Below are 24,303 nucleotides of genomic sequence, written 5' to 3'. Positions count from 1 at the left end.
GACGCGGCGCGACGCACCGTCACGCCTTCGCGGGCGTCGACGCGACGGGCGCGTTGCGGCGGATGATGATCCACTGCTGCAGCAGGCCGAGCGCGCCGTTCGTGGTCCAGTACAGCACGAGACCCGCGGGGAAGAAGACGAACATCGCGCTCATCACGAGCGGCATGATCGTCATCATCTTCTTCTGCATCGGATCCATGCCGACGGTGGGCGACAGTTTCTGCGTGAGGTACATCGTCGCCATGTTGAGGATCGGCAGGATGAAGTACGGATCGGGCGCGGTGAGGTTCTGGATCCAGCCGAACCACGGCGCCTGGCGCAGTTCCACGCTTTCCAGCAGCACCCAGTACAGGCCCATGAAGATCGGGATCTGCGGCAGCATCGGCAGGCAGCCGCCCATCGGGTTGATCTTCTCCTTCTTGTACAGCTCCATCATCGCCATCTGGAATTTCTGGCGATCGTCGCCGTACCGTTCCTTCAGCGCCTCGATGCGCGGCTGCACGCGGCGCATGTTGGCGAAACTCTTGTATTGCGCTTCGGAGAGCTTGAACAGCGCGAGCTTGATCAGCACCACCAGCAGCACGATGGCCCAGCCCCAGTTGCCAGTGAGCTTGTGCAGTTGCGCGAGCAGCCAGTGCAGCGGCTGCGCGATGACGGTGAAGATGCCGTAGTCGAGCGTGAGGCCGAAGCCGGGCGCGGTCGCATCGAGCACGTCCGGCAGTTTGGGGCCGGCGTACAGGCGCGTGGTCTGCGCGATATTCGCGCCGGGCGCGAGTTCCACCGTCGGGCCGAGCGCGCGCACCAGGTAACGCGTGCCGTCGACGATGGCCGTGGAGAACTGCGTGGGCTGGTCGACCGGCGGAATCCATGCGGCGGCGAAGTAGTGCTGCAGCATCGACAGCCAGCCGCCGGTGACGTCCTTCTTCAGCGGTTGCGCGGGGTCGTAATCGGCGAACTTGAGTTTCTCGAACTTGTCCTGCGGGCTGTACCACGCCGCGCCGACGAAGCTGTACGACTCGGGATTGGTGAAGCCACCGCCCTTCGACGGCGGCTGCACGCGCAGCAGCTGGTGGTAGGGATTCGCACGCCAGGTGTCGCTGCCGGCGTTGCGGACGGCGTCGATCACCTCGACCACGTAGCTCAGGCGGGCCAGACGGTAGGTGCGCTGCACGCTGACGCCGGAGGCATCGGTCCAGACGAAGGTCTGTTCGACCGTGTCGGCGCCGTCGGCCAGCGTCGCGTCGCCACCCTGCGGCTGGAACGCGGTCTGGTGGTTGGGTGCCGCGCGCGGACCCACCCAGCCGCTCTGCGCGACGAAGAAGTGCGCCGGATCCTGGCTCATGAGCTGCACCGGCGGGCTGCCCGCTTCGGTGGACTGCGGGTAGTCGAGCAGGTCGGCCGCGAGGATGGTGCCGCCGCGCGCGTCGAGGGTGAGGCGCAGCACGTCGTTGCTCAGGATCACGCGGGACGCGGGCGGCGCCTCGGGCAGCGCGTCAGGCACCGCGGACACGCCGGGGGTCGCGGCCGGTGCATCGGTGGGAATGGCCGGCACCGCGCCATCGCCGGTGTCGAGCGCCGGTGCAGGCGCGGCGGGCGCCTCGATCGACGGCGGCGTCTGCAGGTAATCGCGCTGCCACGCGTCCCACAGGAAAAAGGCGACGATCAGCCAGGCGATCAGGAGAAAGGTGCGGGTCTGGGTCATGAAGGCAACAGGCGGCGGCGCGTGGAATGCATCGGGACGCGCGGGGCGGGAGAATGTGTCAGGCGTCGGCGGGCGGCGACGGGAGCGGCGCGACACCGTCCGCCATTGTGCCCGGCGCGGGCGCGGGCTTCAACGCGAGCGAACGGCGGAAGAGTGCGTCCAGGTCGCGGCGCAGGTCCGCCGCCGGCACGTTGCGTGCCTCGGGCCGGGCGTTGACGAAGTAGTCGGCGGCGGGGAGCTCGGCACGGCGGTGGCGAAACCATTCGCGCACGATGCGCCGGATGCGGTTGCGCTCCACCGCGCGGCCGTCGACCTTGCGCGAGATCGCGCTGCCGAGCCGGGCGGTGTCGCGCTGCGATTTGACGAGGCGGAAATAGCGCCCGCTCGCGCGCAGTCCGTGCGCGAAGCAGTGCTTGAATTCGGCCAGTTTGCGGAGCCGCGCGCTGCGCGGAAAACGGACGTCGGGCATGCCGTGGGTCCGTGCCGGGACGGCGGCACCGGGAATCGGTGCGGCGCCGTCGCTCGGGGCGTCGATCGGGCGGTCTGCGTCGTCGACCGGATCGCCCGCCGTCTCGATCAGGGGATCAGGTTCTTGCGGCCCTTGGCGCGGCGCGCATTGATGATCTTGCGGCCGTCGGCGGTGCGCATGCGGGCACGGAACCCGTGGGTGCGCGCGCGCTTGAGGTTGCTGGGCTGGTAGGTGCGCTTGGTGCTCATGGCAAAACCCGGGTGTTTTTCGCGGAGAAAGACTTTCAATGGTAGCGATCGTGCCCGCCTTCTGTCAATCGGGCCGCGCTTGGCACCGGCGTCGGCGCGCGGGTAGACTGGCCCGCTCTTTCTCGCGAACTGCGCGTGCGCCCGGCGTCACGCGGCGGATCGCTTCGACCGTGCGACTGCCCATTTCCACTTCCCCCACTCCCACCGCCACGTCCACGATGCTTGCCGCCTGGCCGCTTTGCCTCGAACGTCTGGAAGCCGAACTGCCGGCCGAGGACTTCCACACCTGGGTCAAGCCGCTGCAATTGGCCAACGGCGACGGCAACGCATTGGCGCTGTTCGCGCCGAACGCCTTCGTGGTCGACACGATCCGCGAGCGCTACCTGGCGCGCATCGTCGAACTGCTGCGCCACTACAGCGGCGAGGCCGGCCTGCAGGTACGGATCGAGGTCGGCTCGCTGCGCCGCGCCGAGCCCGCGGCCGTCGCCCGACCCACGTCGGCGCTGGCCCCCGCGCGCGGTGCCGACGAGGTTCCGAGCAACCTCGATCCGAGCTACAGCTTCGAGGTGTTCGTCGAGGGCAAGTCCAACCAGCTCGGCAAGTCCGCCGCGCTGCAGGTGGCGCAGAATCCCGGCCGCGCCTACAACCCGCTGCTGCTGTACGGCGGCACGGGCCTGGGCAAGACCCATCTGATGCACGCCGCCGGCAACATGATGCGGGCCAACAACCCCGCCATGAAGGTGCTCTACCTGCGCTCGGAACAGTTCTTCAGCGCGATGATGAAGGCGCTGCAGGACAAGGCGATGGACGCGTTCAAGCGCCAGTTCCAGCAGGTCGACGCGCTGCTGATCGACGATATCCAGTTCTTCGCCGGCAAGGACCGCACCCAGGAGGAGTTCTTCCACACCTTCAATGCGCTGTTCGACGGCAAGCAGCAGATCATCCTCACCTGCGACCGCTATCCGAAGGAAGTCGAAAACCTCGAGCCGCGGCTGAAGTCGCGCCTGGGCTGGGGCCTCTCGGTGGCGATCGAGCCACCGGACTTCGAAACCCGTGCCGCGATCCTGCTGAGCAAGGCGCGCAGCCGCGGCGTGACCCTGCCGGACGATGTCGCCTACCTCATCGCCAAGCGCATGCGGTCCAACGTGCGCGATCTCGAAGGCGCACTCAACACCCTGGCCGCGCGCGCCAACTTCACCGGCCGCAGCATCACCGTGGAGTTCGCGCAGGAAACGCTGCGCGATCTGCTGCGCGCCCAGCAGCAGGCCATTTCCATCGCAAACATCCAGAAGACCGTGGCAGACTACTATCAGCTGCGCCTGGTCGACCTGAACTCGAAACGGCGCACGCGATCGCTGGCGCGTCCGCGCCAGATCGCGATGGCGCTGGCGAAGGAACTGACCGAACACAGCCTGCCGGAAATCGGCGATGCCTTCGGTGGCCGCGACCACACGACGGTGCTGCATGCCTGCCGGGTGGTGCGCGAACTGGTCGACACGGACGGAAAGACCCGCGAAGACTTCGAAAAACTGGTGCGCAAGCTGACCGAATGACCGAGCGGCGTTTTTTTCGCCGGGCCGTGGAACATCACTCGCTTCAACCTGTGGATAAGCTGGGGAGGGGATTGGAGGGCAAGGTTATGCACAAGCCACGCACAGGCTCGGGAAGGCTTTCCGGAACGTTCGGGACACCGGTTTCCCTTTGAAAATCAATCGCCTGTGATACTTGTCCGCAGAAACATCCTGCTCCACCATCACCACCGTTTTCCATTCGATCTATAAAAAAACCAGGAATCGGTATGCGTTTCAACATCCAGCGCGAAGTGTTGCTCAAGCCGCTGCAGCAGGTGGTCAACGTCGTCGAGCGACGGCAGACATTGCCGGTGCTCGCGAATCTGCTGGTGGCCGTCGCCGACGACAGACTGTCGCTGACCGGCACCGACCTCGAAGTGGAAATGGTCGCGCGCGCCGCGCTCGAAGGGTCCGACCCGGGCGAAACCACGATTCCGGCACGCAAGCTGTTCGAGATCGTCCGGGCGCTGCCCGACGGCAGCAAGGTGAACTTCGCCCTGAGCGGCGACCGCGTCGCGGTCAGCGCCGGACGCAGCCGGTTCACGCTGTCCACGCTGTCGCCGAAGGAATTCCCGTCGACCGACGATCTCGAACTGGTCGAACGGATCCAGATCCCGGAAGCCGGCCTCAAGGAACTGATCGAACGCACCGCGTTCGCGATGGCGCAGCAGGACGTGCGGTTCTACCTCAACGGGCTGCTCTTCGACCTGCGCGAAACCGGTCTGCGGTGCGTCGCCACCGATGGCCACCGGCTGGCGCTGTGCGAAGCCGATCTGCCCGAAGGGGCGAAGAGCCGCAAGCAGATCATCCTGCCGCGCAAGGGCGTGCTCGAACTGCAGCGCCTGCTCGAAGGCGGCGACCGCGTGCTGGAACTGGAAGTCGGCCGCAACCATGTGCGCGTGCGGCGCGAGGACGTGACCTTCACGTCCAAGTTGATCGACGGCCGCTTCCCGGACTACGAGGCGGTGATTCCGATCGGCGCGGACAAGGAAGTGAAGGTCGAACGCGAACTGCTGAAGGCCGCGCTGCAGCGTGCGGCCATCCTGTCGAACGAAAAGTACCGCGGGGTGAAGCTCGAGTTTTCGCCCGGCCAGATCCGGATCGTGGCGCACAACCCGGAGCAGGAAGAGGCGGTGGAGGAGATCGAGGCGCAGAGCACGGTCGACAATGTGTCGATCGGCTTCAACGTCACCTACCTGCTCGATGCGCTGGGCGCGCTGCGCGACGACACGGTCTCGATCAACCTGCGCGACGCGAACTCCAGCGCCCTGGTGCGCGAGGCGAGCAACGCCCGTTCGCGGCACGTGGTGATGCCGCTGCGTCTTTGAGCCGCGACACGGTCCAGGTCCCGGCCGGCGCGGCGGGGCAACCGGCAGGGCGGGGGGCAACCTTCCGCCCTGTCGCGTTTTCGGGTGTCTGCATGTCCTGGCGGTTGCTGCCGGCGTTCGTGGACGCTCATGTGGATTGAACGCCTGCGGATCGAACGGCTGCGCCTGTTCGAAGAGGTGGAGCTCGGTTTCAGGCGGGGCCTCAACGTTCTGGTCGGCGCCAACGGTGCCGGGAAGACATCGGTGCTGGAGGCCGTTCACGTGCTCGCGAACGGGCGCTCGTTCCGCGGCAACGTGCGCGATGGGCTGATCCGCAGCGGGTCGGCAGCGTTGCGGATCTACGCGGAATTGGATCCCGACGACGGCAGCACGGTGCGGCGCATCGGGGTGGAGCGCGGCACCCGCGACTGGTCGGCGCGGATCGATGGGTCCCCGGTGCCGCTGCTGAGCGACGTGTACCGCGAGCTCGCGGTGGTCTGTTTCGAGCCGGGCAGCCACGCGCTGATTGCCGGCACCTCCGAACACCGGCGTCGCTTCCTCGACTGGGCCTTGTTCCACGTGGAACATGCGTTTCTGGCCGATTGGCGTGGTTACCAGCGCGCCCTCCGGCAGCGCAATGCGCTGCTCAAGCAGCCGGCGGTCGACGTCGCATTGCTCGATGCCTGGGAGGCCGACATGGCGCAGGCCGGTGAACGCCTGACCGTCCACCGTCGGGATTACCTTGCCCGGTTCGAGCCGGTGCTGCTCGACGTGGCGCGGCGCTTCCTGCCCGAGGCGGGGCAGCTCGAACTCCGCTTCCAGCAGGGATGGGGCGATCGACCACTCGCGGATGCATTGCAGAATGCACGTAACCGCGACATGGCCATCGGACACACCACGGTCGGTCCGCACCGCGCCGACTGGGAGATACGCTACGAACGGCTTCCTTCACGTGAAACCTTTTCGCGCGGGCAGGAAAAGCTGACCGTGCTGGCATGCGTGCTGGCACAGGCGGAACTGTTTGCCGCCGATCGCGGCAGCTGGCCGGTGGTGTTGCTCGACGACCTCGCGTCCGAACTGGACGCCGGCCACCTGGCACTGACCCTCGACCGGCTCGTGCACAGCGCCGCGCAGGTCCTCGTCACCGGAACCGCAGCGTTGCCCATCGTCTCCGGGGCCGAAGACCGCGCCACCGTGTTCCACGTGGAACATGCCAGGGTGCGCCGCGAGGACTGAGCTGCGGGGCAGATTCGGGCCGCCTGCTATAATCGTCGCATTCTGCGGACTGCCCTGCGTCCCCCCGGATTGCATCGATCCGGGCGGCGCATCGCAGCCCCGAGCCACCGGCGCCACGCCGGCCTGTGAACCGACCCTGTGAGCGTATGAGCGAAGAAACGACTCCGCCGACCGATCCGACCCCGCCCAACACCAGCTACGACTCGAGCAAGATCACCGTCCTGCGCGGGCTCGAAGCCGTGCGCAAGCGGCCCGGCATGTACATCGGCGACGTGCACGACGGCACCGGCCTGCACCACATGGTGTTCGAAGTGGTCGACAACGGCATCGACGAGGCCCTGGCCGGCTACTGCGATCGGCTCGTCGTGACCCTGCATGCCGACGGTTCGGCGTCGATTTCGGACAACGGCCGCGGCATTCCGGTCGACATCCACAAGGAAGAGGGCGTGTCGGCGGCCGAGGTCATCATGACCGTGCTGCACGCCGGCGGTAAGTTCGACGACAACAGCTACAAGGTGTCCGGCGGCCTGCACGGCGTGGGCGTGTCGGTGGTCAATGCGCTGTCGTCGAAGCTGTGGCTCGACATCTGGCGCGACGGCTTCCATTACCAGCAGGAATACGCCGTCGGCGAGCCGGTGTATCCGCTGCGCCAGGTCGGCCCGTCGCACGGCAAGCGCGGCACCGAGCTGCGCTTCCTGCCCAATGCCGACATCTTCACCGACGTCGACTTCCACTACGACATCCTCGCCAAGCGCCTGCGCGAGCTGTCGTTCCTGAATTCGGGCGTCCGGATCGAACTCGTCGACGAGCGCGGCGAGGGCAAGCGCGACCTGTTCGAGTACGAGGGCGGCATCAAGAGCTTCGTCGAGCATCTGGCGCAGCTGAAGACGCCCCTGCATCCCTCGGTGATCTCCGCGAGCGGCGAGAAGGACGGCATCGTCGTCGATATCGCCGTGCAGTGGACCGATTCGTACCAGGAAACGATGTTCTGCTTCACCAACAACATCCCGCAGAAGGACGGCGGCACCCACCTGATCGGCTTCCGCGCAGCGCTCACGCGCACGCTCGGCAACTACATCGAGCAAAGCGGCATCGCCAGGCAGGCCAAGATGTCGCTCACCGGCGACGACATGCGCGAGGGCATGATCGCGGTGCTGTCGGTCAAGGTGCCGGATCCGAGCTTCTCGTCGCAGACCAAGGAAAAGCTGGTCTCGTCCGAGGTGCGCCCGGCGGTGGAGTCGGTGATCGGCGCCAAGCTCGAGGAATTCCTGCAGGAGCAGCCGAACGAAGCCCGCGCGATCGCCGGCAAGATCGTCGACGCCGCACGTGCACGCGAAGCCGCGCGCAAGGCGCGCGATCTGACGCGCCGCAAGGGCGCACTCGACATCGCCGGCCTGCCCGGAAAGCTCGCCGACTGCCAGGAGAAAGATCCGGCGCACTCCGAACTGTTCATCGTCGAGGGCGACTCGGCCGGCGGCTCGGCCAAGCAGGGCCGCAACCGCAAGAACCAGGCGGTATTGCCGTTGCGCGGCAAGATCCTCAACGTGGAACGTGCACGCTTCGACCGCATGCTGGGGAGCGCCGAGGTCGGCACCCTGATCACCGCGCTCGGCACCGGCATCGGCAAGGACGAATTCAACCCGGACAAGCTGCGCTACCACCGCATCATCATCATGACCGACGCCGACGTCGACGGCTCGCACATCCGCACCCTGCTGCTGACCTTCTTCTACCGCCAGATGCCGGAGCTGATCGAACGCGGCCACGTCTACATCGGCCTGCCGCCGCTGTACAAGCTCAAGCAGGGCAAGACCGAGCTGTACATGAAGGACGATGCCGCGCTGAACGAGTATTTGATCAACCATGCGGTTGAAGGTGCCGAGCTGCGCTATGCCCCCGACGCGCCGCCGGTCACCGGTGCCGCGCTCGAAAAACTGATGACCGACTTCGTCAACGCGCAGGAGGCCGTGCGCCGTCTGTCGCACCGTTTCGATACGAACGTGCTCGAAGCGCTGTTCGACCAGCCTGCGCTGCGTGCCTCGAGCTTCGCCGATCCGGCCGCGATGGGGCCGTGGATGGAGGCCCTCGAAACCCGCCTGCGCACCTCCGGGCTGGGCAAACCGAAGTACCGCATCACCGCGTTGCCGCTGGGCGACGACGGGCAGGGCGGGGGACTGGTCGTGGAGCGTCGGCACCACGGCTTGTCCGTGACCCAGACGCTGAGCGCGGGACTGTTCGACAGCGGCGACCTGCGCCCCATCATGGACGCCGCCGCGCAGCTGCATGACCTGATCCAGCCCGGCGCCAGCGTTGCCCGCGGTGGCCGCTCGGCCCCGGTCGACGACTTCCGTCAGGCGCACGCGTGGCTCATGGACGAAGCCAAGCGCGGCCGCACCGTGCAGCGCTTCAAGGGCCTGGGCGAAATGAACCCCGAGCAGCTGTGGGACACCACGGTGAACCCGGAAACGCGGCGCCTGCTGAAGGTGCGCATCGAGGACGCGGTGGCTGCCGACCAGATCTTCGCCACGCTCATGGGCGACGTGGTGGAACCGCGCCGCGACTTCATCGAGGACAACGCGCTCAAGGTCTCCAACCTCGACGTGTGACCGTGCCGCGGCGCGCTGACGCCTGCCCGCGGCGACTCGTTATACTGCGGCGTCACGCGAGACCGATCGCGCGCGCGGCGGGGGAGCCGCGGCTGACCACAAGAAACCCATGAAAAAAGCCCATCTCTACCTGCTGGCAGCGCTGATCGCGCTGGCCGGCGCGAGTGCCATCGTCTACAAGTGGCAGGTGCTCAACTTCCCGCTGCGGCCCTCGACCGAGGCCGAGGTGTGGACGGTGCAGGCGCGCGTGGAGTACCAGCCGCGCAAGCCGGCCAACAAGGTGACGCTGCAGCTGCCGTCCGATCCGCCGGGATTCACCGTGCTGGACGAACGCTTCGTCGCAAAGAACTACTCGATGCTGGAGGAAACGCACCGCGGCGCGCGCGAGGTGCAGTGGACGATCCGCCGCGCCACCGGCAAGCAGGCGCTCTACTATCGCGCCACCGTCGTGCGCAGCGATCCGGCCGACACCCCGGCCGACACCGCGACGCCGCGCATCGGCGATCCGCCCGTGCTCGTGGAACCGTACGACACGGCCGCACGCACCCTGCTCGACCAGGTGCGCGAAGGCTCGGTCGACAACGGCACCTATGCGCAGGAGCTGGTGCGCCGCTTCAACGATCCGAACCCGACGCAGGAAGTCGCGCTGCTGTCCGAGGACCTGCCGAACGAGGAAGCGCGTGCGCGCTTCTTCGTGCAGCTGCTCGCGCTGCGCAACATCCCGGCCAAGGTGGTGCACGGGTTCGAACTCGGCGACACGCAGTCCGACGCGCCGATGCAGCCGTGGCTGCAGGTGTACAACGGCGTGCGCTGGATCACGATCAACCTGCGCACCGCGGCCGACGGCTGGCCGGACGACCTGTTCCTGTGGAGCCCGAGCCGCGAGGCGCTGGTGCAGGTGGACGACAATCCCGGCGCGCTCGTGCGGTACTCGGTCAGCCGCAACCTCGTCGACGCGATGGCCACCGCCGAACGCCGGCTGGAAGTGCAGAACGCCAACCTGGTGAACTACTCGCTGCTGAGTCTGCCGCTGCAGGCGCAGGGCGTGTACCGCGTGCTGTTCATGGTGCCGATCGGCGCCTTCATCATGCTGCTGCTGCGCAACCTGGTCGGCATCAAGAGCTTCGGCACCTTCATGCCGGTGCTGATCGCGCTCGCGTTCCGCGAAACCGAACTGCTCGCCGGCGTGGCGCTGTTCGTGATCGTGGTGAGCCTCGGCCTGCTCGTGCGGTTCTATCTCGAACGCTTGCGCCTGCTGCTGGTGCCGCGACTGACCGCGGTGCTGATCCTCGTGGTGCTGCTGATGGCCTTCGTCTCGGTGATCTCCAACCGGCTCGGCATCGAGGTGGGCCTATCGGTGGCGCTGTTCCCGATGGTGATCATGGCGATGACCATCGAGCGCATCTCCGTGGCATGGGAAGAACGCGGGCCCGGACTCGCCATCCGCGAGGCGATCGGCTCGCTGATCGTGGCCTCCATCGCCTACCTCGCGATGAGCTGGGACTGGCTCGAACATTTCGTGTTCGTCTTCCCCGAATCGCTGCTGATCCTGTTTGCGATCACGCTCGTCATCGGCCGCTATTCGGGCTACCGCCTGTCCGAACTGTTCCGCTTCCGCGCACTCGTGCGCGAGGTCGACAAGGACGCGGCCGAACGCGCTGCCGCCGCCGCGGCCGCGGGTGCCACGGCCGCTGCCGTCGCGACGCCGGGCGGCACCGGCGACATCGACGCGGCCACGCTGGACGACGCCGCCAAGCCCGGCCCGGACAAGGCCTGAGCCGCGCCATGCTCGGACTCTTCCGCACCGCAAGGCGCCTGCGCGAGATCGGCATGATGGGCATCGGCCAGCGCAACGCCGACTACGTGCTGCTGCACAATCCGCGCAAGTTCTATCCGCGCGTCGACGACAAGGTGATCACCAAGCGCCTGGCGATCGAGGCCGGCCTGCCGGTGCCCGAACTCTACGCGCTGGTGAAGGAAGAACACGAGATCGAGGAACTGCACGCGGTGCTGAAGGACCGCCAGCAGTTCGTGGTGAAGCCCGCGCACGGTTCGGGCGGCGACGGCATCCTCGTCATCACCGGCCGGCGCGGCGACAAGTACCGCCGCTCGAACGGCACGCTGATGTCGCGCGGCGAATTCGAGCACCATCTGTCCAACGGATTGAGCGGCCTGTTCTCGCTCGGCGGCCAGCCCGATCACCTGCTGGTCGAATACTGCGTGCAGTTCGATCCGATCTTCGATCAGGTGAGTTTTCGCGGCGTGCCCGACATCCGCATCATCGTCTTCCTCGGCTACCCGGTGATGGCGATGATCCGTCTGCCCACGCGCATGTCCGACGGCAAGGCCAACCTGCACCAGGGCGCGATCGGCGTCGGCATCGACATCCCCACCGGCAAGACCAAGCGCGGCGTGTGGGGCACCGAAATCATCCGCGAACATCCGGACACCGAGCACAGCATCGTGGGCCTGGAAATTCCGCGCTGGAACGAGCTGATCGGCATGGCGGCGCGTTGCTACGAACTCTCCGGGCTCGGCTACGTCGGCGTCGACTTCGTGCTCGACCGCAATCTCGGCCCGCTGATCCTCGAACTCAACGCACGCCCGGGACTGTCGATCCAGATGGCGAACGGCAATGGCCTGCTGCACCGGCTCAAGAAGGTCGAAGCACTGCGCGAGGCCGGCGCGCTCTCGGCCGACCCGGCCGAACGCGCAGAGTTCTCGCTGCGCAACTTCCCCACGCTAGGCTAGCGATTCACGCCGAATCGGCGCCGTCGCGGAGCAACGCCATGGGTTCGTTCAGCATCGTCCACTGGGGCATCGTCCTTGCGATTCCCGTGATCGTCATCGTCATCATCGCGAAGCTCGCGACGAGCGCATCGCGACGAAACAGCGCCGACGCACGTCCTGTCGCTTCGCGCCTTGCCGAACTCGACGACCTGCGCGCGCGCGGCGTCATCGATGCGGCCGAGGCCGATGCGCAGCGGGCACGCATCCTGCGCGATCTGTAGCGCCGCGCATTCATCGGCGGGCCGGTGTGCATGTGCGGCGCAACGCAGTGACGCCGGCCGTGCACGCGCCGCCGACCGTGTCGCGAAACGCTGCCGCACCGCACAAAACCGCCGTCGAACTGTCATCGGAACAAGACTTGAGCCAATGCACTAAACCCGGTTAGGCTTGCCGGCCACCCTGTCGGGCCGGACGTCTGCATCGACCCCGAACGCCGAACCGGCACGTTGGACCGTACACGCTCCCACCTCACGCTTTCGACCAAGGCGGTACCCATGAAAATCGCGCATTCCCTCAAGGCGGTCCTGGTTCTTCTGGTCCTCTCCCTGTTCGTCGTCACGCAGGCCTCGGCCGCGCGCGGCGATCGCAAGGAAAAGGAAAGCGAGAAGAAGGAAGCGTTGTATCCGAACGCCACGCGTGCGGAGCCCGAGATCAAGCCGGTCGCGAGCCTCAACAAGCAGCTGAGCAAGCTCTACGACCTGAACGAGGCCGAGAAGTTCGACGAGGTGCTTCCGCTGGGCGAGACCATCCTCGCGCACAAGAAGGCCGGTCCGTACGAGAAATCGATCGTCTACCAGGTGATGGGCTTCGTCTACATCGACAAGGACGACTACCCGACCGCGATCGAATACCTGCAGAAGGCGCTCGACGCCAACGGCCTGCCGAACGACACGCACTACCAGATCATGAACCAGATCGCGCAGATGCAGATGGCCGAGGAGCAGTACGAGGCCGCGGAGAAGACCACCGCGCGCCTGCTCTCGGAAACGCGCAGCGAGCGTCCGGAACTGCTTGCCACGCGCGGCAACGTGCTCTACCGCCTGGAGCGTTACGACGAAGCGGCCGAGGCGCTGAAGAAGGCGATCGCCGCCTCGCCCGAGCCGCAGGAAAGCTGGAACCAGCTGCTCATGGCGACCTACGCCGACCAGGGCAAGCCCGAGGAAGCGGCGAAGATCGCCGAGCAGATCGCCGCCCGCACGCCGAACGACAAGAAGGCGATGATGAATCTCGCGGCGGTCTACGCGCAGTCGGACCAGTACGACAAGGCCGGCGAGGTGCTCGAGAAAGTGCGCGCCCAGGGCATGATGACCGACGAGCGCGACTACCGTCAGCTGTACGCGATCTACCTCAACTCCGAAGGCAAGGAAGCCCAGGCCATCGACGTCATCAACGACGGCCTGGCCAAGAACGTCCTCAAGCCCAGCAGCGATGTCTACATCGCGCTCGGCCAGGCCTACTACTTCACCGACAAGCCGAACGAGGCGATCGACGCCTACAAGAAGGCCGCGCAATACGCCACCGACGGCGAAGCCTCGCTCAATCTCGCACGCATGCTGTCGAACGAGGACCGCAACGCCGAGGCCAAGGCGGCCGCGCAGGAAGCGCTGAAGAAGGGCGTGAAGAAGCCCGGCGACGCGTGGATGGTGCTCGGTCGCGCGGAGTTCGGCCTCGACAACCGCGCAGGTCTGGTGGCCGCCTACAAGGAGGCCGCGAAGTACCCGGAAACCAAGCAGGCAGCGGAAGAATGGCTGCGCAAAAACGGCTCCAAGTGACCGTAGGCACACACTGGAACTTGAGATAAGCTACGATCCCCGCGCTCACCGACCGGACGCTGCGTACGCGCAGTGTCCCGCCGGTGTCGCCCGAACCGAAGTACGCCGGCGCGCATGACGCAATCCTCCTACAACTCAGAAACCTCGAGCAACAAGCTCAGCTGGGCGCGCATCAGCGGCTTTGCGTTCGCGATCGCCCTGCACGTGTCCGGCTTCATGCTGATGCTTGCGCCCGTCTCGCCGCCGATCGCGGAGGAAGACGCACCCGACGTGGTGGAAGTGACATTCATCGAGCCGCCGCCGCCGCCGCCCCCGCCGCCGCCGCCGCCGCCGGAACCGCCGAAGCGTCCGCCGCCGAAGATCATCGAACGGCCCACGCCGCCGCCGCCGCCGCAGGAAGCGCCGCCGCCGGTCGTGCTCGACGACCCCACGCCGATGTCGATTCCGGCCCCGCCGCCGGCCCCGCCCGCACCGCCGGCCCCCGCCGCGAACTACGGCGCGAGCGAAGACACCAGCTACCGCCGCTACCGTCCGCCGCGCTATCCGCCGCAGGCCGTTCGCCGGCGCGAGGAAGGCGAGGTGATGCTGCGCGTCCTCGTCGACGAGCAGGGCAATCCGATCCAGGTCGAAGTCGAGAAGACGAGCCGTTCGCGCCTCCTCGATCGCGCTGCCATGGACGCGGTGCGCGACTGGAAGTTCAACCCCGGGATGAAGGACGGCAAGGCCGTCCAGAGTTGGGTCCTGGTTCCCATTTCATTCAAGCTTACTGATCTCTAAAAGGGATAGGCGTTATGCAACAAGATCCTGCTTCGACCCCCGCGACCACGCCGGCCCCGCCGGCCGCCGCTCCCGCTGTCGACCCTGCAGTTGCGCCGGGCGCCTCCTTCGGGGGTGATTCGGATGCGGATGCAATGTCGCAAATGGGCTTTGCCCACCTGTTCCAGGAGATGGTGGCGCACCCGGGCGAGTTCGTCGTCTCGTGGGTGGTGCTGCTGTCCCTGGTGATCATGTCGATCGGCTCGTGGTACTACACGATCGTCAACTTCCTCAAGAACAGCGTGATCCGCGCCCGCGCCGATCGCGTCATCACCACGTTCTGGGAAACGCACAATCCGCAGGAAGCGATCCGCTTCATGGAAGAGCAGCCCAAGAACGAGCCGTTCTCCAAGATCGCGCTCGACGCGGCGCAGGCTGCGCATCACCACCAGCGCCACGAGGGCAGCCGTCTGGTCGAGGCTCTGAACCGGTCCGAGTTCATCGACCGTTCGCTGCGCCAGGCTGTCACGCGCGAAAGCGGCAAGCTGGAGAACGGCCTCACGTGGCTCGCCACGGTCGGCTCCACCGCCCCGTTCGTCGGTCTGCTCGGTACGGTGTGGGGCATCTACGGCGCCCTGATCCGCATCGGCGCCAGCGGCTCGGCCTCGATGGACGCGGTCGCAGGTCCGGTCGGTGAAGCGCTGATCATGACCGCGTTCGGTCTGTTCGTCGCGATCCCGGCGGTGCTCGCGTACAACGCCTTCGTCCGCGTCAACCGCGACACGAATGCCAAGTTCGACACCTTCGCGCACGACCTGCACGACTTCTTCGCCACCGGTTCGCGCGTCGGCGACGTGCCGGCCCCGGCCGCCAAGCGCTAAAGCGGCGCAGCGACAAGGAGTCCGATCATGGCGTTCAGTAGCGGAAGCGGTGGTGGCGGGCCGATGGCGGAAATCAACGTCACGCCGCTGGTCGACGTGATGTTGGTGCTGCTGATCATCTTCATGATCACGGCACCGCTGCTGACCCACAAGGTCGAGATCAAGCTGCCCGAGGCGAACCTGGACGAACGTCCGGAGGAGCCCGGCGTGCCGATCACGCTCGCGATCCAGGACAACGGCCAGATCTACTGGAACGACGACCCGGTGAACATGGTCGCGCTCGAGTCGCAGCTGGCGGTCGAGGCGCAGAAGAAGCCGCAGCCGCGCGTCGACATCCGCGCCGACGACACCACGAAGTACCGCATCATCGCGGACGTGGTGAAGACGGCGAAGAATGTCGGCATCGCGAAGGTCGGCTTCGTCGCGACGCCCGAGCGCTGAGACAGGGAACCCGAAGACATGTCATTCAGTACTGGATCCGGTGGTGGCAACAGCACCCCGATGGGCGACATCAACGTCACGCCGCTGGTCGACGTGATGCTGGTGCTGCTGATCATCTTCATGCTCAACGCGCCGTTGACCTCCTACCCGGTGCCCGTGGACCTGCCGCAACCGACCAAGAACCCGGTCGATCCGCCGCCCGATCCGCCGCTGCCGATCCGTCTGCGCATCGACGCGAGCGGCCAGCTGTTCTGGGACAACAGCCCGCTGCCGAAGTCGGCGCTGAAGCCGTCGTTGCTGGTCGAGGCCACACGCGATCCGCAGCCGACGCTCGAACTGGAAACCAGCCCGGACGCGCAGTACCACACGCTGGCCGAAGTGCTTGCCACGGCCAAGAACGCCGGCATGATCAAGATCGGCTTCGTCGAAACGCTGTAACGCGCTCCGGCGCAGCCGCATCGAAACGCCGCCTCCGGGCGGCGTTTTCGTTTTCTGCAGTCCGGGCAGGACCGGCCGACGCCGTTGGAGTCTGCCGCCGCGGACGGCGCACGGTGTGCCGGTTCAACGGAGCCCGCCTGCACGTGCAATGCATTTGGGAGACGCGGAACACGCGCAACTGAATCGGCGCCAACGGCGAACGAAACGACGTTCCCGGAACAGACGCGAACCGCGTAGCGTCGAGCCGCGGCACACGGATGCACGCCGCCATGCGATCAGGGACGACGTCGAAGCACCGACCGGACCCGAGGACAGACACATGGCATTCGCAACGGCATCGAACGGCAATACCGCGATGAGCGACATCAACGTCACGCCCCTGGTCGACGTGATGCTGGTGCTTCTGATCATCTTCATGCTGACCACGCCGCTGCTGTCGCAGCGCATTGGCCTAGATCTTCCGCAGGTGCCGGACGCGGCGCCGCCGCCGCCGCAGGTCGATCCCATCCGCCTGCGCATCGATGCCGGCGGTGCGCTCACGTGGAACGACACGCCGCTGTCGGAACGCGCGCTGATGCCCTCGCTGCAGGTCGAAGCCACGCGCGAGCCGCAGCCGGTGCTCGAAGTGGAAACCAGTCCCGATGCGAGCTACGGGCGACTGACGGAGGTGCTTGCGGTCGCGAAGAATGCCGGGATGGTCAGGATCGGGTTCGTCGACTGACATCGTCGGCGTCGCGCCGCGGACTGTGCGTGGCGCGCGGCCCGGCGGTCGGTCGGCCGATTCGTCCTGCCGTCGCGTGCGGCCGTGCCGGAATGTCCGACTCGCAAGGCGACACCGTGCGCGGTCAGCCCGCGCCGGCAGCCGCGATCGCCCGCAGGTAGGCGCGCACCGTCGGTCCGAGTCCTGCGTACAGCGCCTCGCCGATCAGGGCGTGCCCGATCGACACCTCGCTCACGCCGGGCACGGCGCGCAGGAAGGCGGTGAGGTTGGCCTGGTTCAGATCGTGTCCGGCGTTGACGCCGAGCCCGACCGCGTGCGCGGCGCGCGCGGTCGCGACGCACGCCGAGAGCGCCGCTGCGGCGTCGCCGTGCGCATATGCGTCGGCAAACGGCCCGGTGTAGATTTCGACGCGATCCGCGCCGATGCGCGCCGCCGGCGACAGATCGACGGTGCCGGCATCCACGAACAGACTCACGCGCACGCCCATCGCCTTGAGCTTCGCCACCAGCGGCGCGAGTGCGTCGGCGTCGCGCGCCGGATCGAAGCCGTGGTCGGAGGTGATCTGCCCGTCCGAATCGGGCACGAGGGTGGCCTGCTGCGGGCGCACGGCAGCGACGAGTTCGAGGAAGCCGGGGTATCCGTCGCGCGGTGGCGCGAACGGATTGCCTTCGAGGTTGTACTCGACGCGTCCGCGCACGACCTCGGCCAGCGCGAGCACATCGTCGGGACGGATGTGGCGCAGGTCCGGACGCGGGTGCACGGTGATGCCGCCGCAGCCGGCGTCGATCGCGCAACGCGCCGCGTCGACCACGCTCGGCATGTCGCCGCCGCGCGAATTGCGCAGCACGGCGATCTTGTTGATGTTGACGCTCAGCACCGTCATCGCGAAAGCCTACTGCAGATCGTCACGCGTGCGCAGCAGCGCCGCAGACGGCAACGCCGCCCGGGGGCGGCGTTGCGATGACATCAGCGGCAGGTTTCGGCCGCTTCCGACCAGATGATCGGCTCCCAGTAACTGTTGTCGCGGATGCGGTTGCGGTTCTCCACCACCAGCTGCACGCCGAGGCGATAGGTCACGCCGGGCTGCACGTCGACATAAAAATCCTTGTAGCGGTCGCGCGCCGGGCGGTTGCGGATCGTCTGCTGCTGGTTGCTGAACTGCACCGAATCGATCGCTTCGGCCACGGTGAGGCGACGGCGGCCGGGTTCGACGCGGAACACGTCCGAACTCGTCGGCCCGGGCGTCTCGCCGTCGATGGCGATCAGCACGGCCGGGTACATCTGCTTGCCGCGCGGCACCGCGTCGAAGACGCTGATGCGGCCGCAGCGCGACACGCCGTCACCGCTGCCGCCGGCGCCCGCGGCATAGGTGGCGCCGGCGATCGCGTTGCCCAGTTCCAGCCGATACGCGGGCAGGCTCACCATGCGCACGCTGCCACGCAGATCGAGCGTGCCGCCGTCGCGCACCACGCGCAACGAGAGCGCATCGGCGTCGGCGACGAGTGCATCGCGCAGCCGCTGCATGGCCACGGCGCGCCCGGCGGCGTCCGCCCCGAGGCCGAGCAGGCTCGCGTCGTTCACCGCGACGATGCGGTCGCCGGCGCGCAGGCCGATGCCGTCGGCGCTGCCGCCGGGCGTGACCGCGGCCACCGGCAGGCCGCTGCGATTGGAGTCTGGGCGGAAACGCGCATCGATGATGGCGCCGAACACCGGCGTGCGGCTGGCGGGGGCGTCCAGGCGCAGGGTCGCCAGCTGCTCGGGGGCGACTTCGCCGGCCTCGACCAGCCGCAGCAATGCCGACTGCACCTCTTCCTGCACGCGTTGCTGGGGATCGGCCGCCGGTGCGGCGACGGCGGCACCGCCCAGGCCGGTGAGCAGCGACAGCAGGAGGGTGCGAAGGACGGTATGCATGGGTCGGTTCTCGTGGAGCTCGAAAAAACGTGGGGCGGTGGAAGAGCGGAAAGTGCCGGGCACGGCAGCGTCAGAGCTGCACGAGTTCGGCCGGAGCCGCGGTGGCGAGGCTGTCGACCAGATCGCCGCGCGCCTGCCACAGGGCATCGAGGCGTGCGTCGTCGGCATCGTGTTCGTAAGCGCGCGCCAGCTGCGCGTCCAGGCGCAGCAGGCTGGCTCGGCTGGCCGGATCCTGTGGGGTGTCCGGCACTGCCGGTGCCTCTGGGGACTTCGACGCCAGCGGGGCTGCCGGATGCGGCTGGGGCAGCAGCTGCGTCGCCAGCACGGCGATGGCGAGCGCCGCGGCACTGGCCAGCCACGGCCAGCGCGCGCGCTGGGCGGGCGCAGCGCGCGCCTGCCGCAGCCGCTCCAGCAGCGCGGCGGGCGGGTCGACCTCCGGCAGCGCGGCCAGATAGGCGCGGCAACGCAGGTCGCCGGGATCGTCGGCGAGGTACAGGTGGCGGATCGTCGGGTGCGCGTCGTGCGGTGTCATCGTACGGTGTCCTGGGAAAGCGGCGCGGCCGGTTCGGCGTCGAGCATGCCGCGCAACCGGCCGATGGCGCGCGACAACAGGGATTTGGAATAACTCTCGCTCTTGCCGAACAGTTGCGCGAGTTCGGCGTGGTTGTAGCCTTCGATTTCGTGCAGCACGAGCGCGGCGCGCGCGTGCGGCGTCATGCGCGCCAGCAGGCCCAGTGCCTCGATCTGCGCCTCGGCGCCGGACTCGGCCGGCAGCAGCAGCGTTTCCGCGTCGCCGTCCACCCAGCGCCGGTCGGCGCGCAGGCGGTCGATGGAACAGTTGGCCACCAGGCGCTTGAGCCAGGCGCCGAACGGGGCGTCGCCGCGGAAGCCGCCGAGTTTTTCCATTGCCTTCATGAAGGCCTCCTGCACCACATCGTCGGCCACGTCCGGGCGGCCGGTCAGGCGCAGCGCGAGCGTGTAGGCGGCCCGCGCGTAGAGCCGATAGATCGACTCGAACGCCCGCCCGTCGCCACGCCTGGCGCGCGCCAGCGTCAGCGCATCCAGTTCCGCGCCGAAGCCGGTTGCCATCGTCATGCCGTTACCGTCTGCCATCGCGGACAAGGACGGTGTCGGGCGGCGTGCCGTCGCGCCGGCAAACGCGCGTTCAGCTTGCGCACGGCAACCGGAATCCCTGCGCCACCGGCGCAAACCCGTGGCAGCTGAGCACGGCGGTGAAGTCCGGGTGCGGCTGCACCCGCCGATGGTGCCAGTCGACGCGCGCGCCGGCCTCGGCCGGCAGGTCCCACAGCAGCGGTGCGTCGGGTGCGGGGTCGAAGCTCCAGCGCGGCAGCCAGCCGAAGATGCCGGTGCCGGTCGCCTTGCACGAGGATTCCTTGGCGGTCCACAGGCGCAGGAAGGCTTGCCGAGCGGTCTCGTCGTCGAGGCGTTCCAGCGCTGCGATCTCGCGGTCGGCGAAATAGCGCCGGGCAAGATCGCGGTGCGAGAGCCGGCGGTCGAGGCGTTCGAGATCGATGCCGACGCGCCCGCGTTGCGCCACCGCAACGAGCGTGCCGCCGCCGGTGTCGCTGAGATTGAAATCGGGCGCGTCGTCGGCCAGCAGGAACGGCCGTCCGCGCGACTCGCGACCGAAGCGCAACGCGGCCGGTTCCTGCTGCACGTACGGCGCCAGCACGCGACGCAGGATCGCGTCGAGCCGCGCCCGGCGCGTGCCCGGCGGCGGCTTCAGCGGGCCCTCGAGCCACCACAGGTGCACCGCGCCGGGCGTCCACGGCGGGGGTGTGGCGGGAGCGGGCTGCATCTGCATCCGGGCATGCTCGCGGAACCGGCGCGCGGCCGCAAGGCGGCGGCGGTGCGCTGGTACCATCGCCGCTCGCATCGAGGGGAACACGGGTACGCATGGTCGCCGGCTGGGTCCTGCTGGGCGTGTCGCTGGTCTACGTCGGACTGCTGTTCGTCGTGGCGTACTACGGCGACCGCCGACCGCTGTACCCGGAGCGCACCTGGCTGCGGCCGATCGTGTACAGCCTCGCGCTGGCGGTGTACTGCTCGTCGTGGACGTTCTACGGCGCGGTCGGCACGGCGGTGTCGTCGGGCTGGAGCTATCTGCCCATCTATCTGGGCCCGGTGCTGCTGTTCGTGTTCGCGATCGGCATCCTGCGCCGGCTGGTGCAGATCGCGCACGAGCAGAACATCACGTCCATCGCCGACTTTCTCGGGGCGCGCTACGGCAAGTCGCAGGGGCTCGCGGCGCTCGCCACCGTCATCGCGGTGATCGCCGCGGTGCCCTACATCGCGCTGCAGTTCAAGGCCGGTGCGATGAGCATCGACGTGATGAGCGGCGCCGGCAGCGGTGGCGGCGTGTTCCGCGACTCGGCGTTCTACCTCGCCGTGCTGCTGGCGGTGTTCGCGATCCTGTTCGGCACGCGCCAGGTGGACGCCACCGAGCACCACCACGGCCTGATGCTCGCGGTGGCGCTCGAATCGGTGGTCAAGCTCGTCGCGTTCGTGGCGGTGGGTGCGTACGCGTGGTTCCACCTGCGCGGCGAGGCGCAGCCGCTGTTCGAGGCATCGGCGTTCGCGCAGCCCGACATGCCGCCCGATTTCCTCGCGCAGACCCTGCTCGCCTTCCTCGCCATGTTCTGCCTGCCGCGCCAGTTCCAGGTGGGCGTGGTGGAATGCGAGAACACGCGCGATCTGCGCCCCGCGCGCTGGTTCTTCCCGCTGTACCTGATCGTGATCAGCGCACTCGTGGTGCCGATCGCGCTGGCCGGCATCGCGAAGTTCGGCGGCACGTCGGTGAACCCGGACACCTACGTGCTGATGCTGCCGCTGGCCAACGGCAACAATGCGCTCGCGCTGGTGGCGTATCTGGGCGGCTTCTCGGCCGCCACCGGCATGGTGCTGGTGGCCTCGGTGGCGCTGGCCACGATGGTCAGCAACGATCTGGTGATGCCGGCGCTGCTGCGCTGGCGTGCACTCAGGCTCGACCAGCAGCCGGATCTCTCGCGCATCGTGCTCGGGGTGCGGCGCGGCACCATCGTGGTGCTCGCGATCGCCGCGTACGGCTACTACCGCGCCACCGAAACGCAGCAGAACCTGGCGTCGATCGGCCTGCTGTCGTTCGCCGCCGTGGCGCAGTTCGCGCCGGCGATCATCGGCGGCCTGTACTGGCGCGGCGCGAGCCGCATCGGCGCCATCGGCGGTCTGGTCGCGGGCTTCGCGGTGTGGGGCTACACCCTGCTGTTGCCGACGCTGGCCAATGCGGACTGGATGTCGCGCACCTGGGTCTATCTCGGCCCCGCCGACATCGCCTGGCTGCGGCCGCAGGCGCTGTTCGGCCTTGCCGGCTGGAACGCGCTGACGCACGGCGTGTTCTGGTCGCTGCTGTTCAACATCGGCGCCTACGTGTTCCTGAGCCTGCGCCACCGGCCGGGCGTGGACGAACGGCTGCGCGCGCTGCCGTTCCTCGATCCGTGGATGCGGCGCCCGAGCAACGTCGGCGGCGAATGGCACGGCCGCATCAACGTGGCGGATCTGCGCGCCATCGCCGAGCGCATCATCGGCCCGCGCGCGGTGGAACGCGCCTTCGACGAGTACCGCGAGGTCAGCGCCCGGCCTCTCGCCCCCACCGACGCGGCCGACCGCGGCCTGCTGCAATACACCGAACGCCTGCTGGCCGCTGCCATCGGCGGTGCGTCGGCGCGGCGCATGCTCACCACCGCCTTGCGCGGCACCGGCATGGACCTGGGCGAGGTGGTCTCGCTGCTCGACGAGGCCTCGCAGGAGCTGCGCTTCAACCGCGAGATGCTCGGCGTGACGCTGGAGAACATCTCGCAGGGCGTCAGCGTGGTCGACGGCGGCATGTGCCTGGTCGCGTGGAACCGGCGCTACCTCGAAATGTTCGGTTACCCCGACGGCATGGTCTACGTCGGCCGCCCCGTGGCGGATCTGATCCGCTGGAACGCCGAGCGCGGCGAATGCGGGCCGGGCGAGGTCGACGAACACGTGCGCAAGCGCATCGCCTACATGCGCCAGGGCTCGCCGCACGTGTTCGAGCGCGTGCGCGCGGACGGCACGGTGATCGAGATGCGCGGGCAACCGATGCCCGGCGGTGGCTACGTCACCACGTACACCGACGTCACCGCGTACAAGCGCGTCGAACAGGCGCTGATCGATGCCAACGAAACGCTCGAACAGCGCGTGCAGGACCGCACCGAGGAGCTGACCGCCGCGCTCGACGCGCAACGTCGCGCCAAACTCGAAGCCGAGGCCGCCAACCTCTCCAAGACGCGGTTTCTCGCCGCCGCGAGCCACGATCTGCTGCAACCGCTGAACGCCGCGCGGCTGTTCTCGTCGGCACTCAACGCCAACCCGCCCGACGATCCGGACACGCGCCAGCTCGCCGAGCGCATCGACAGCGCACTGAAGAACGCCGAGGAGCTGCTCGACGGCCTGCTCGACACCTCGCGCCTGGACTCGGGCGCGCTGCGGCCCGAGCCGTCGGACGTGTCGGCGGCGCGCCTGTGCGACTCGCTGCAGGAACAGTTCGCGCCGCTGGCCGAGGCCCGTGGACTCGCGCTGCGCGTGTTCTGCGACGAGCACCTGTGGCTGCACAGCGACCGCCGCCTGCTGCGCCGCATCCTGCAGAACTTCCTCGCCAATGCCCTGCGCTACACCCGTCACGGCGGCGTGTTGCTCGCGTGCCGTCCGCGCGGCAGCGAACTCGAATGGCAGGTCTGGGACACCGGCGGCGGCATCGCGCCGGAACACGTGGGCGCGGTGTTCGAGGAATTCCGGCGCCTGGACCAGCCCTCGCCGTGGGGCGAGCAGGGTCTCGGGCTCGGGCTGTCGATCTGCGAGCGCCTCGCGCGCATGCTCGGCCATCCGATCGGGCTGCGTTCGCGCCTGGGCCGCGGCAGCGTGTTCACGCTGCGCGTGCCGCGCGTGCGGGAGCCGGACATGAAACCGGTGCCGCTGCCGCAGCCCACGCGCGACGTCGCCGGCTTGCGCGCGCTGTGCATCGACAACGATCCCGCCATCCTCGACGGCATGCGCGCCCTGCTGCAGCGCTGGGGCGTGGTGGTGGACACCGCCAACGGCCTGGAAACCGCCCTCGTGGCGGCACGCGCGCATCGGCCCGACGTGTTGCTGGTGGACTACCACCTCGGCGAAACGCTCGATGGCCTCGCGGTGCTCGCGATCGTGCAGCGCGAACTTGCGCCGCGCTCGCCGCCGGGTGCGCTGCTGACCGCGGACGGCAGCGACGAACTGGCGCGGCGCGCGCGCGGCGACGGTTACCCGCTGCTGCAGAAACCGGTGCGGCCGGCGGCGCTGCGTGCATTGCTCGCGGCGCTGGCGCGGCGCACGTCGATCGCGCCGGAACCGGTGCGATCGACGCCGCTGCCGCCGGGGTCGTTGCAGGCGAAGTAGGGC

22 protein-coding genes are annotated in these 24,303 nt (G+C 68.2%); 14 read left to right on the top strand and 8 right to left on the bottom strand.

Annotated features, from left to right (window positions below):
• Positions 1–19: 19 nt before the first annotated feature.
• The 3 genes from yidC to rpmH all read right to left on the bottom strand — a co-directional run bounded on the left by yidC (position 20) and on the right by rpmH (position 2,419).
• A complete protein-coding gene (gene yidC / locus HNQ52_RS06135) occupies positions 20–1,702 on the bottom strand; it encodes a membrane protein insertase YidC (protein WP_183960234.1) in 1,683 nt (560 codons plus the stop codon).
• 58 nt (positions 1,703–1,760) lie between these two features.
• Positions 1,761–2,171 (bottom strand): ribonuclease P protein component, encoded by a 411-nt coding sequence (gene rnpA / locus HNQ52_RS06130; RefSeq protein WP_183960233.1) that lies wholly within the window; start codon positions 2,169–2,171, stop codon positions 1,761–1,763.
• Between the two features lie 107 nt (positions 2,172–2,278).
• Entirely contained in the window at positions 2,279–2,419 is a 141-nt protein-coding gene (gene rpmH / locus HNQ52_RS06125) for a 50S ribosomal protein L34 (protein WP_183960232.1), read from the bottom strand.
• 218 nt (positions 2,420–2,637) lie between these two features.
• On the opposite strand from rpmH, the gene dnaA reads away from it, so the two are divergent.
• The 13 genes from dnaA to HNQ52_RS06060 all read left to right on the top strand — a co-directional run bounded on the left by dnaA (position 2,638) and on the right by HNQ52_RS06060 (position 16,938).
• Complete coding sequence (dnaA, locus tag HNQ52_RS06120) at positions 2,638–3,972, top strand: chromosomal replication initiator protein DnaA (protein WP_183960231.1); 1,335 nt, start codon at positions 2,638–2,640, stop codon at positions 3,970–3,972.
• Positions 3,973–4,217: 245 nt separating this feature from the next.
• Positions 4,218–5,318: a DNA polymerase III subunit beta gene (dnaN, locus tag HNQ52_RS06115; protein ID WP_183960230.1), complete on the top strand. Its 1,101-nt coding sequence runs from the start codon at positions 4,218–4,220 to the stop codon at positions 5,316–5,318.
• A gap of 129 nt (positions 5,319–5,447) precedes the next feature.
• Complete coding sequence (gene recF, locus HNQ52_RS06110; RefSeq protein WP_183960229.1) at positions 5,448–6,533, top strand: DNA replication/repair protein RecF; 1,086 nt, start codon at positions 5,448–5,450, stop codon at positions 6,531–6,533.
• A gap of 146 nt (positions 6,534–6,679) precedes the next feature.
• Entirely contained in the window at positions 6,680–9,139 is a 2,460-nt protein-coding gene (gene gyrB / locus HNQ52_RS06105) for a DNA topoisomerase (ATP-hydrolyzing) subunit B (RefSeq protein ID WP_183960228.1), read from the top strand.
• Positions 9,140–9,248: 109 nt separating this feature from the next.
• On the top strand, positions 9,249–10,916 hold the full coding sequence (locus HNQ52_RS06100) for an inactive transglutaminase family protein (RefSeq protein ID WP_183960227.1): 1,668 nt from the start codon (positions 9,249–9,251) through the stop codon (positions 10,914–10,916).
• A gap of 8 nt (positions 10,917–10,924) precedes the next feature.
• Positions 10,925–11,890 carry an alpha-L-glutamate ligase-like protein gene (locus HNQ52_RS06095; protein ID WP_183960226.1) on the top strand — a complete coding sequence of 322 codons (966 nt, stop codon included), beginning with the start codon at positions 10,925–10,927 and terminating at the stop codon, positions 11,888–11,890.
• Between the two features lie 38 nt (positions 11,891–11,928).
• Positions 11,929–12,150, top strand: a complete 222-nt coding sequence (locus HNQ52_RS06090; RefSeq protein WP_183960225.1) for an SHOCT domain-containing protein — start codon at positions 11,929–11,931, stop codon at positions 12,148–12,150.
• Positions 12,151–12,423: 273 nt separating this feature from the next.
• Positions 12,424–13,701 carry a tetratricopeptide repeat protein gene (locus HNQ52_RS06085; protein WP_183960224.1) on the top strand — a complete coding sequence of 426 codons (1,278 nt, stop codon included), beginning with the start codon at positions 12,424–12,426 and terminating at the stop codon, positions 13,699–13,701.
• A 114-nt stretch (positions 13,702–13,815) separates the two neighbouring features.
• The gene (locus tag HNQ52_RS06080) at positions 13,816–14,478 is read left to right on the top strand and encodes an energy transducer TonB (protein WP_183960223.1); all 663 of its coding nucleotides are present in this window, start codon (positions 13,816–13,818) and stop codon (positions 14,476–14,478) included.
• 134 nt (positions 14,479–14,612) lie between these two features.
• The gene (locus HNQ52_RS06075; RefSeq protein ID WP_246387626.1) at positions 14,613–15,338 is read left to right on the top strand and encodes a MotA/TolQ/ExbB proton channel family protein; all 726 of its coding nucleotides are present in this window, start codon (positions 14,613–14,615) and stop codon (positions 15,336–15,338) included.
• 27 nt (positions 15,339–15,365) lie between these two features.
• Entirely contained in the window at positions 15,366–15,779 is a 414-nt protein-coding gene (locus HNQ52_RS06070) for an ExbD/TolR family protein (RefSeq protein WP_183960221.1), read from the top strand.
• 18 nt (positions 15,780–15,797) lie between these two features.
• Positions 15,798–16,217, top strand: a complete 420-nt coding sequence (locus tag HNQ52_RS06065) for an ExbD/TolR family protein (RefSeq protein WP_183960220.1) — start codon at positions 15,798–15,800, stop codon at positions 16,215–16,217.
• Between the two features lie 319 nt (positions 16,218–16,536).
• Entirely contained in the window at positions 16,537–16,938 is a 402-nt protein-coding gene (locus tag HNQ52_RS06060) for an ExbD/TolR family protein (RefSeq protein WP_183960219.1), read from the top strand.
• A 124-nt stretch (positions 16,939–17,062) separates the two neighbouring features.
• Here HNQ52_RS06060 and HNQ52_RS06055 read toward each other — a convergent pair whose 3' ends face one another.
• The 5 genes from HNQ52_RS06055 to HNQ52_RS06035 form a co-directional block, all read right to left on the bottom strand.
• The gene (locus HNQ52_RS06055) at positions 17,063–17,821 is read right to left on the bottom strand and encodes a pyridoxine 5'-phosphate synthase (protein ID WP_183960218.1); all 759 of its coding nucleotides are present in this window, start codon (positions 17,819–17,821) and stop codon (positions 17,063–17,065) included.
• An 83-nt stretch (positions 17,822–17,904) separates the two neighbouring features.
• Positions 17,905–18,849: a PDZ domain-containing protein gene (locus tag HNQ52_RS06050; RefSeq protein WP_183960217.1), complete on the bottom strand. Its 945-nt coding sequence runs from the start codon at positions 18,847–18,849 to the stop codon at positions 17,905–17,907.
• Positions 18,850–18,919: 70 nt separating this feature from the next.
• Complete coding sequence (locus tag HNQ52_RS06045) at positions 18,920–19,381, bottom strand: hypothetical protein (RefSeq protein ID WP_183960216.1); 462 nt, start codon at positions 19,379–19,381, stop codon at positions 18,920–18,922.
• Positions 19,378–19,944 carry an RNA polymerase sigma factor gene (locus HNQ52_RS06040; RefSeq protein ID WP_183960215.1) on the bottom strand — a complete coding sequence of 189 codons (567 nt, stop codon included), beginning with the start codon at positions 19,942–19,944 and terminating at the stop codon, positions 19,378–19,380. The genes HNQ52_RS06045 and HNQ52_RS06040 overlap by 4 nt, the downstream gene beginning before the upstream one ends.
• A 70-nt stretch (positions 19,945–20,014) precedes the next feature.
• Entirely contained in the window at positions 20,015–20,668 is a 654-nt protein-coding gene (locus tag HNQ52_RS06035; protein WP_183960214.1) for a 4'-phosphopantetheinyl transferase family protein, read from the bottom strand.
• Between the two features lie 98 nt (positions 20,669–20,766).
• On the opposite strand from HNQ52_RS06035, the gene HNQ52_RS06030 reads away from it, so the two are divergent.
• Complete coding sequence (locus tag HNQ52_RS06030; protein WP_183960213.1) at positions 20,767–24,300, top strand: PAS domain-containing hybrid sensor histidine kinase/response regulator; 3,534 nt, start codon at positions 20,767–20,769, stop codon at positions 24,298–24,300.
• Positions 24,301–24,303: the final 3 nt, after the last annotated feature.

The sequence above is a fragment of the Chiayiivirga flava genome (assembly GCF_014202825.1).
In the GTDB taxonomy this organism is placed as follows: domain Bacteria; phylum Pseudomonadota; class Gammaproteobacteria; order Xanthomonadales; family Xanthomonadaceae; genus Chiayiivirga; species Chiayiivirga flava.
Note: the sequence above shows the minus strand (reverse complement) of the source record. Positions and strands in the feature narration are given on the sequence as shown.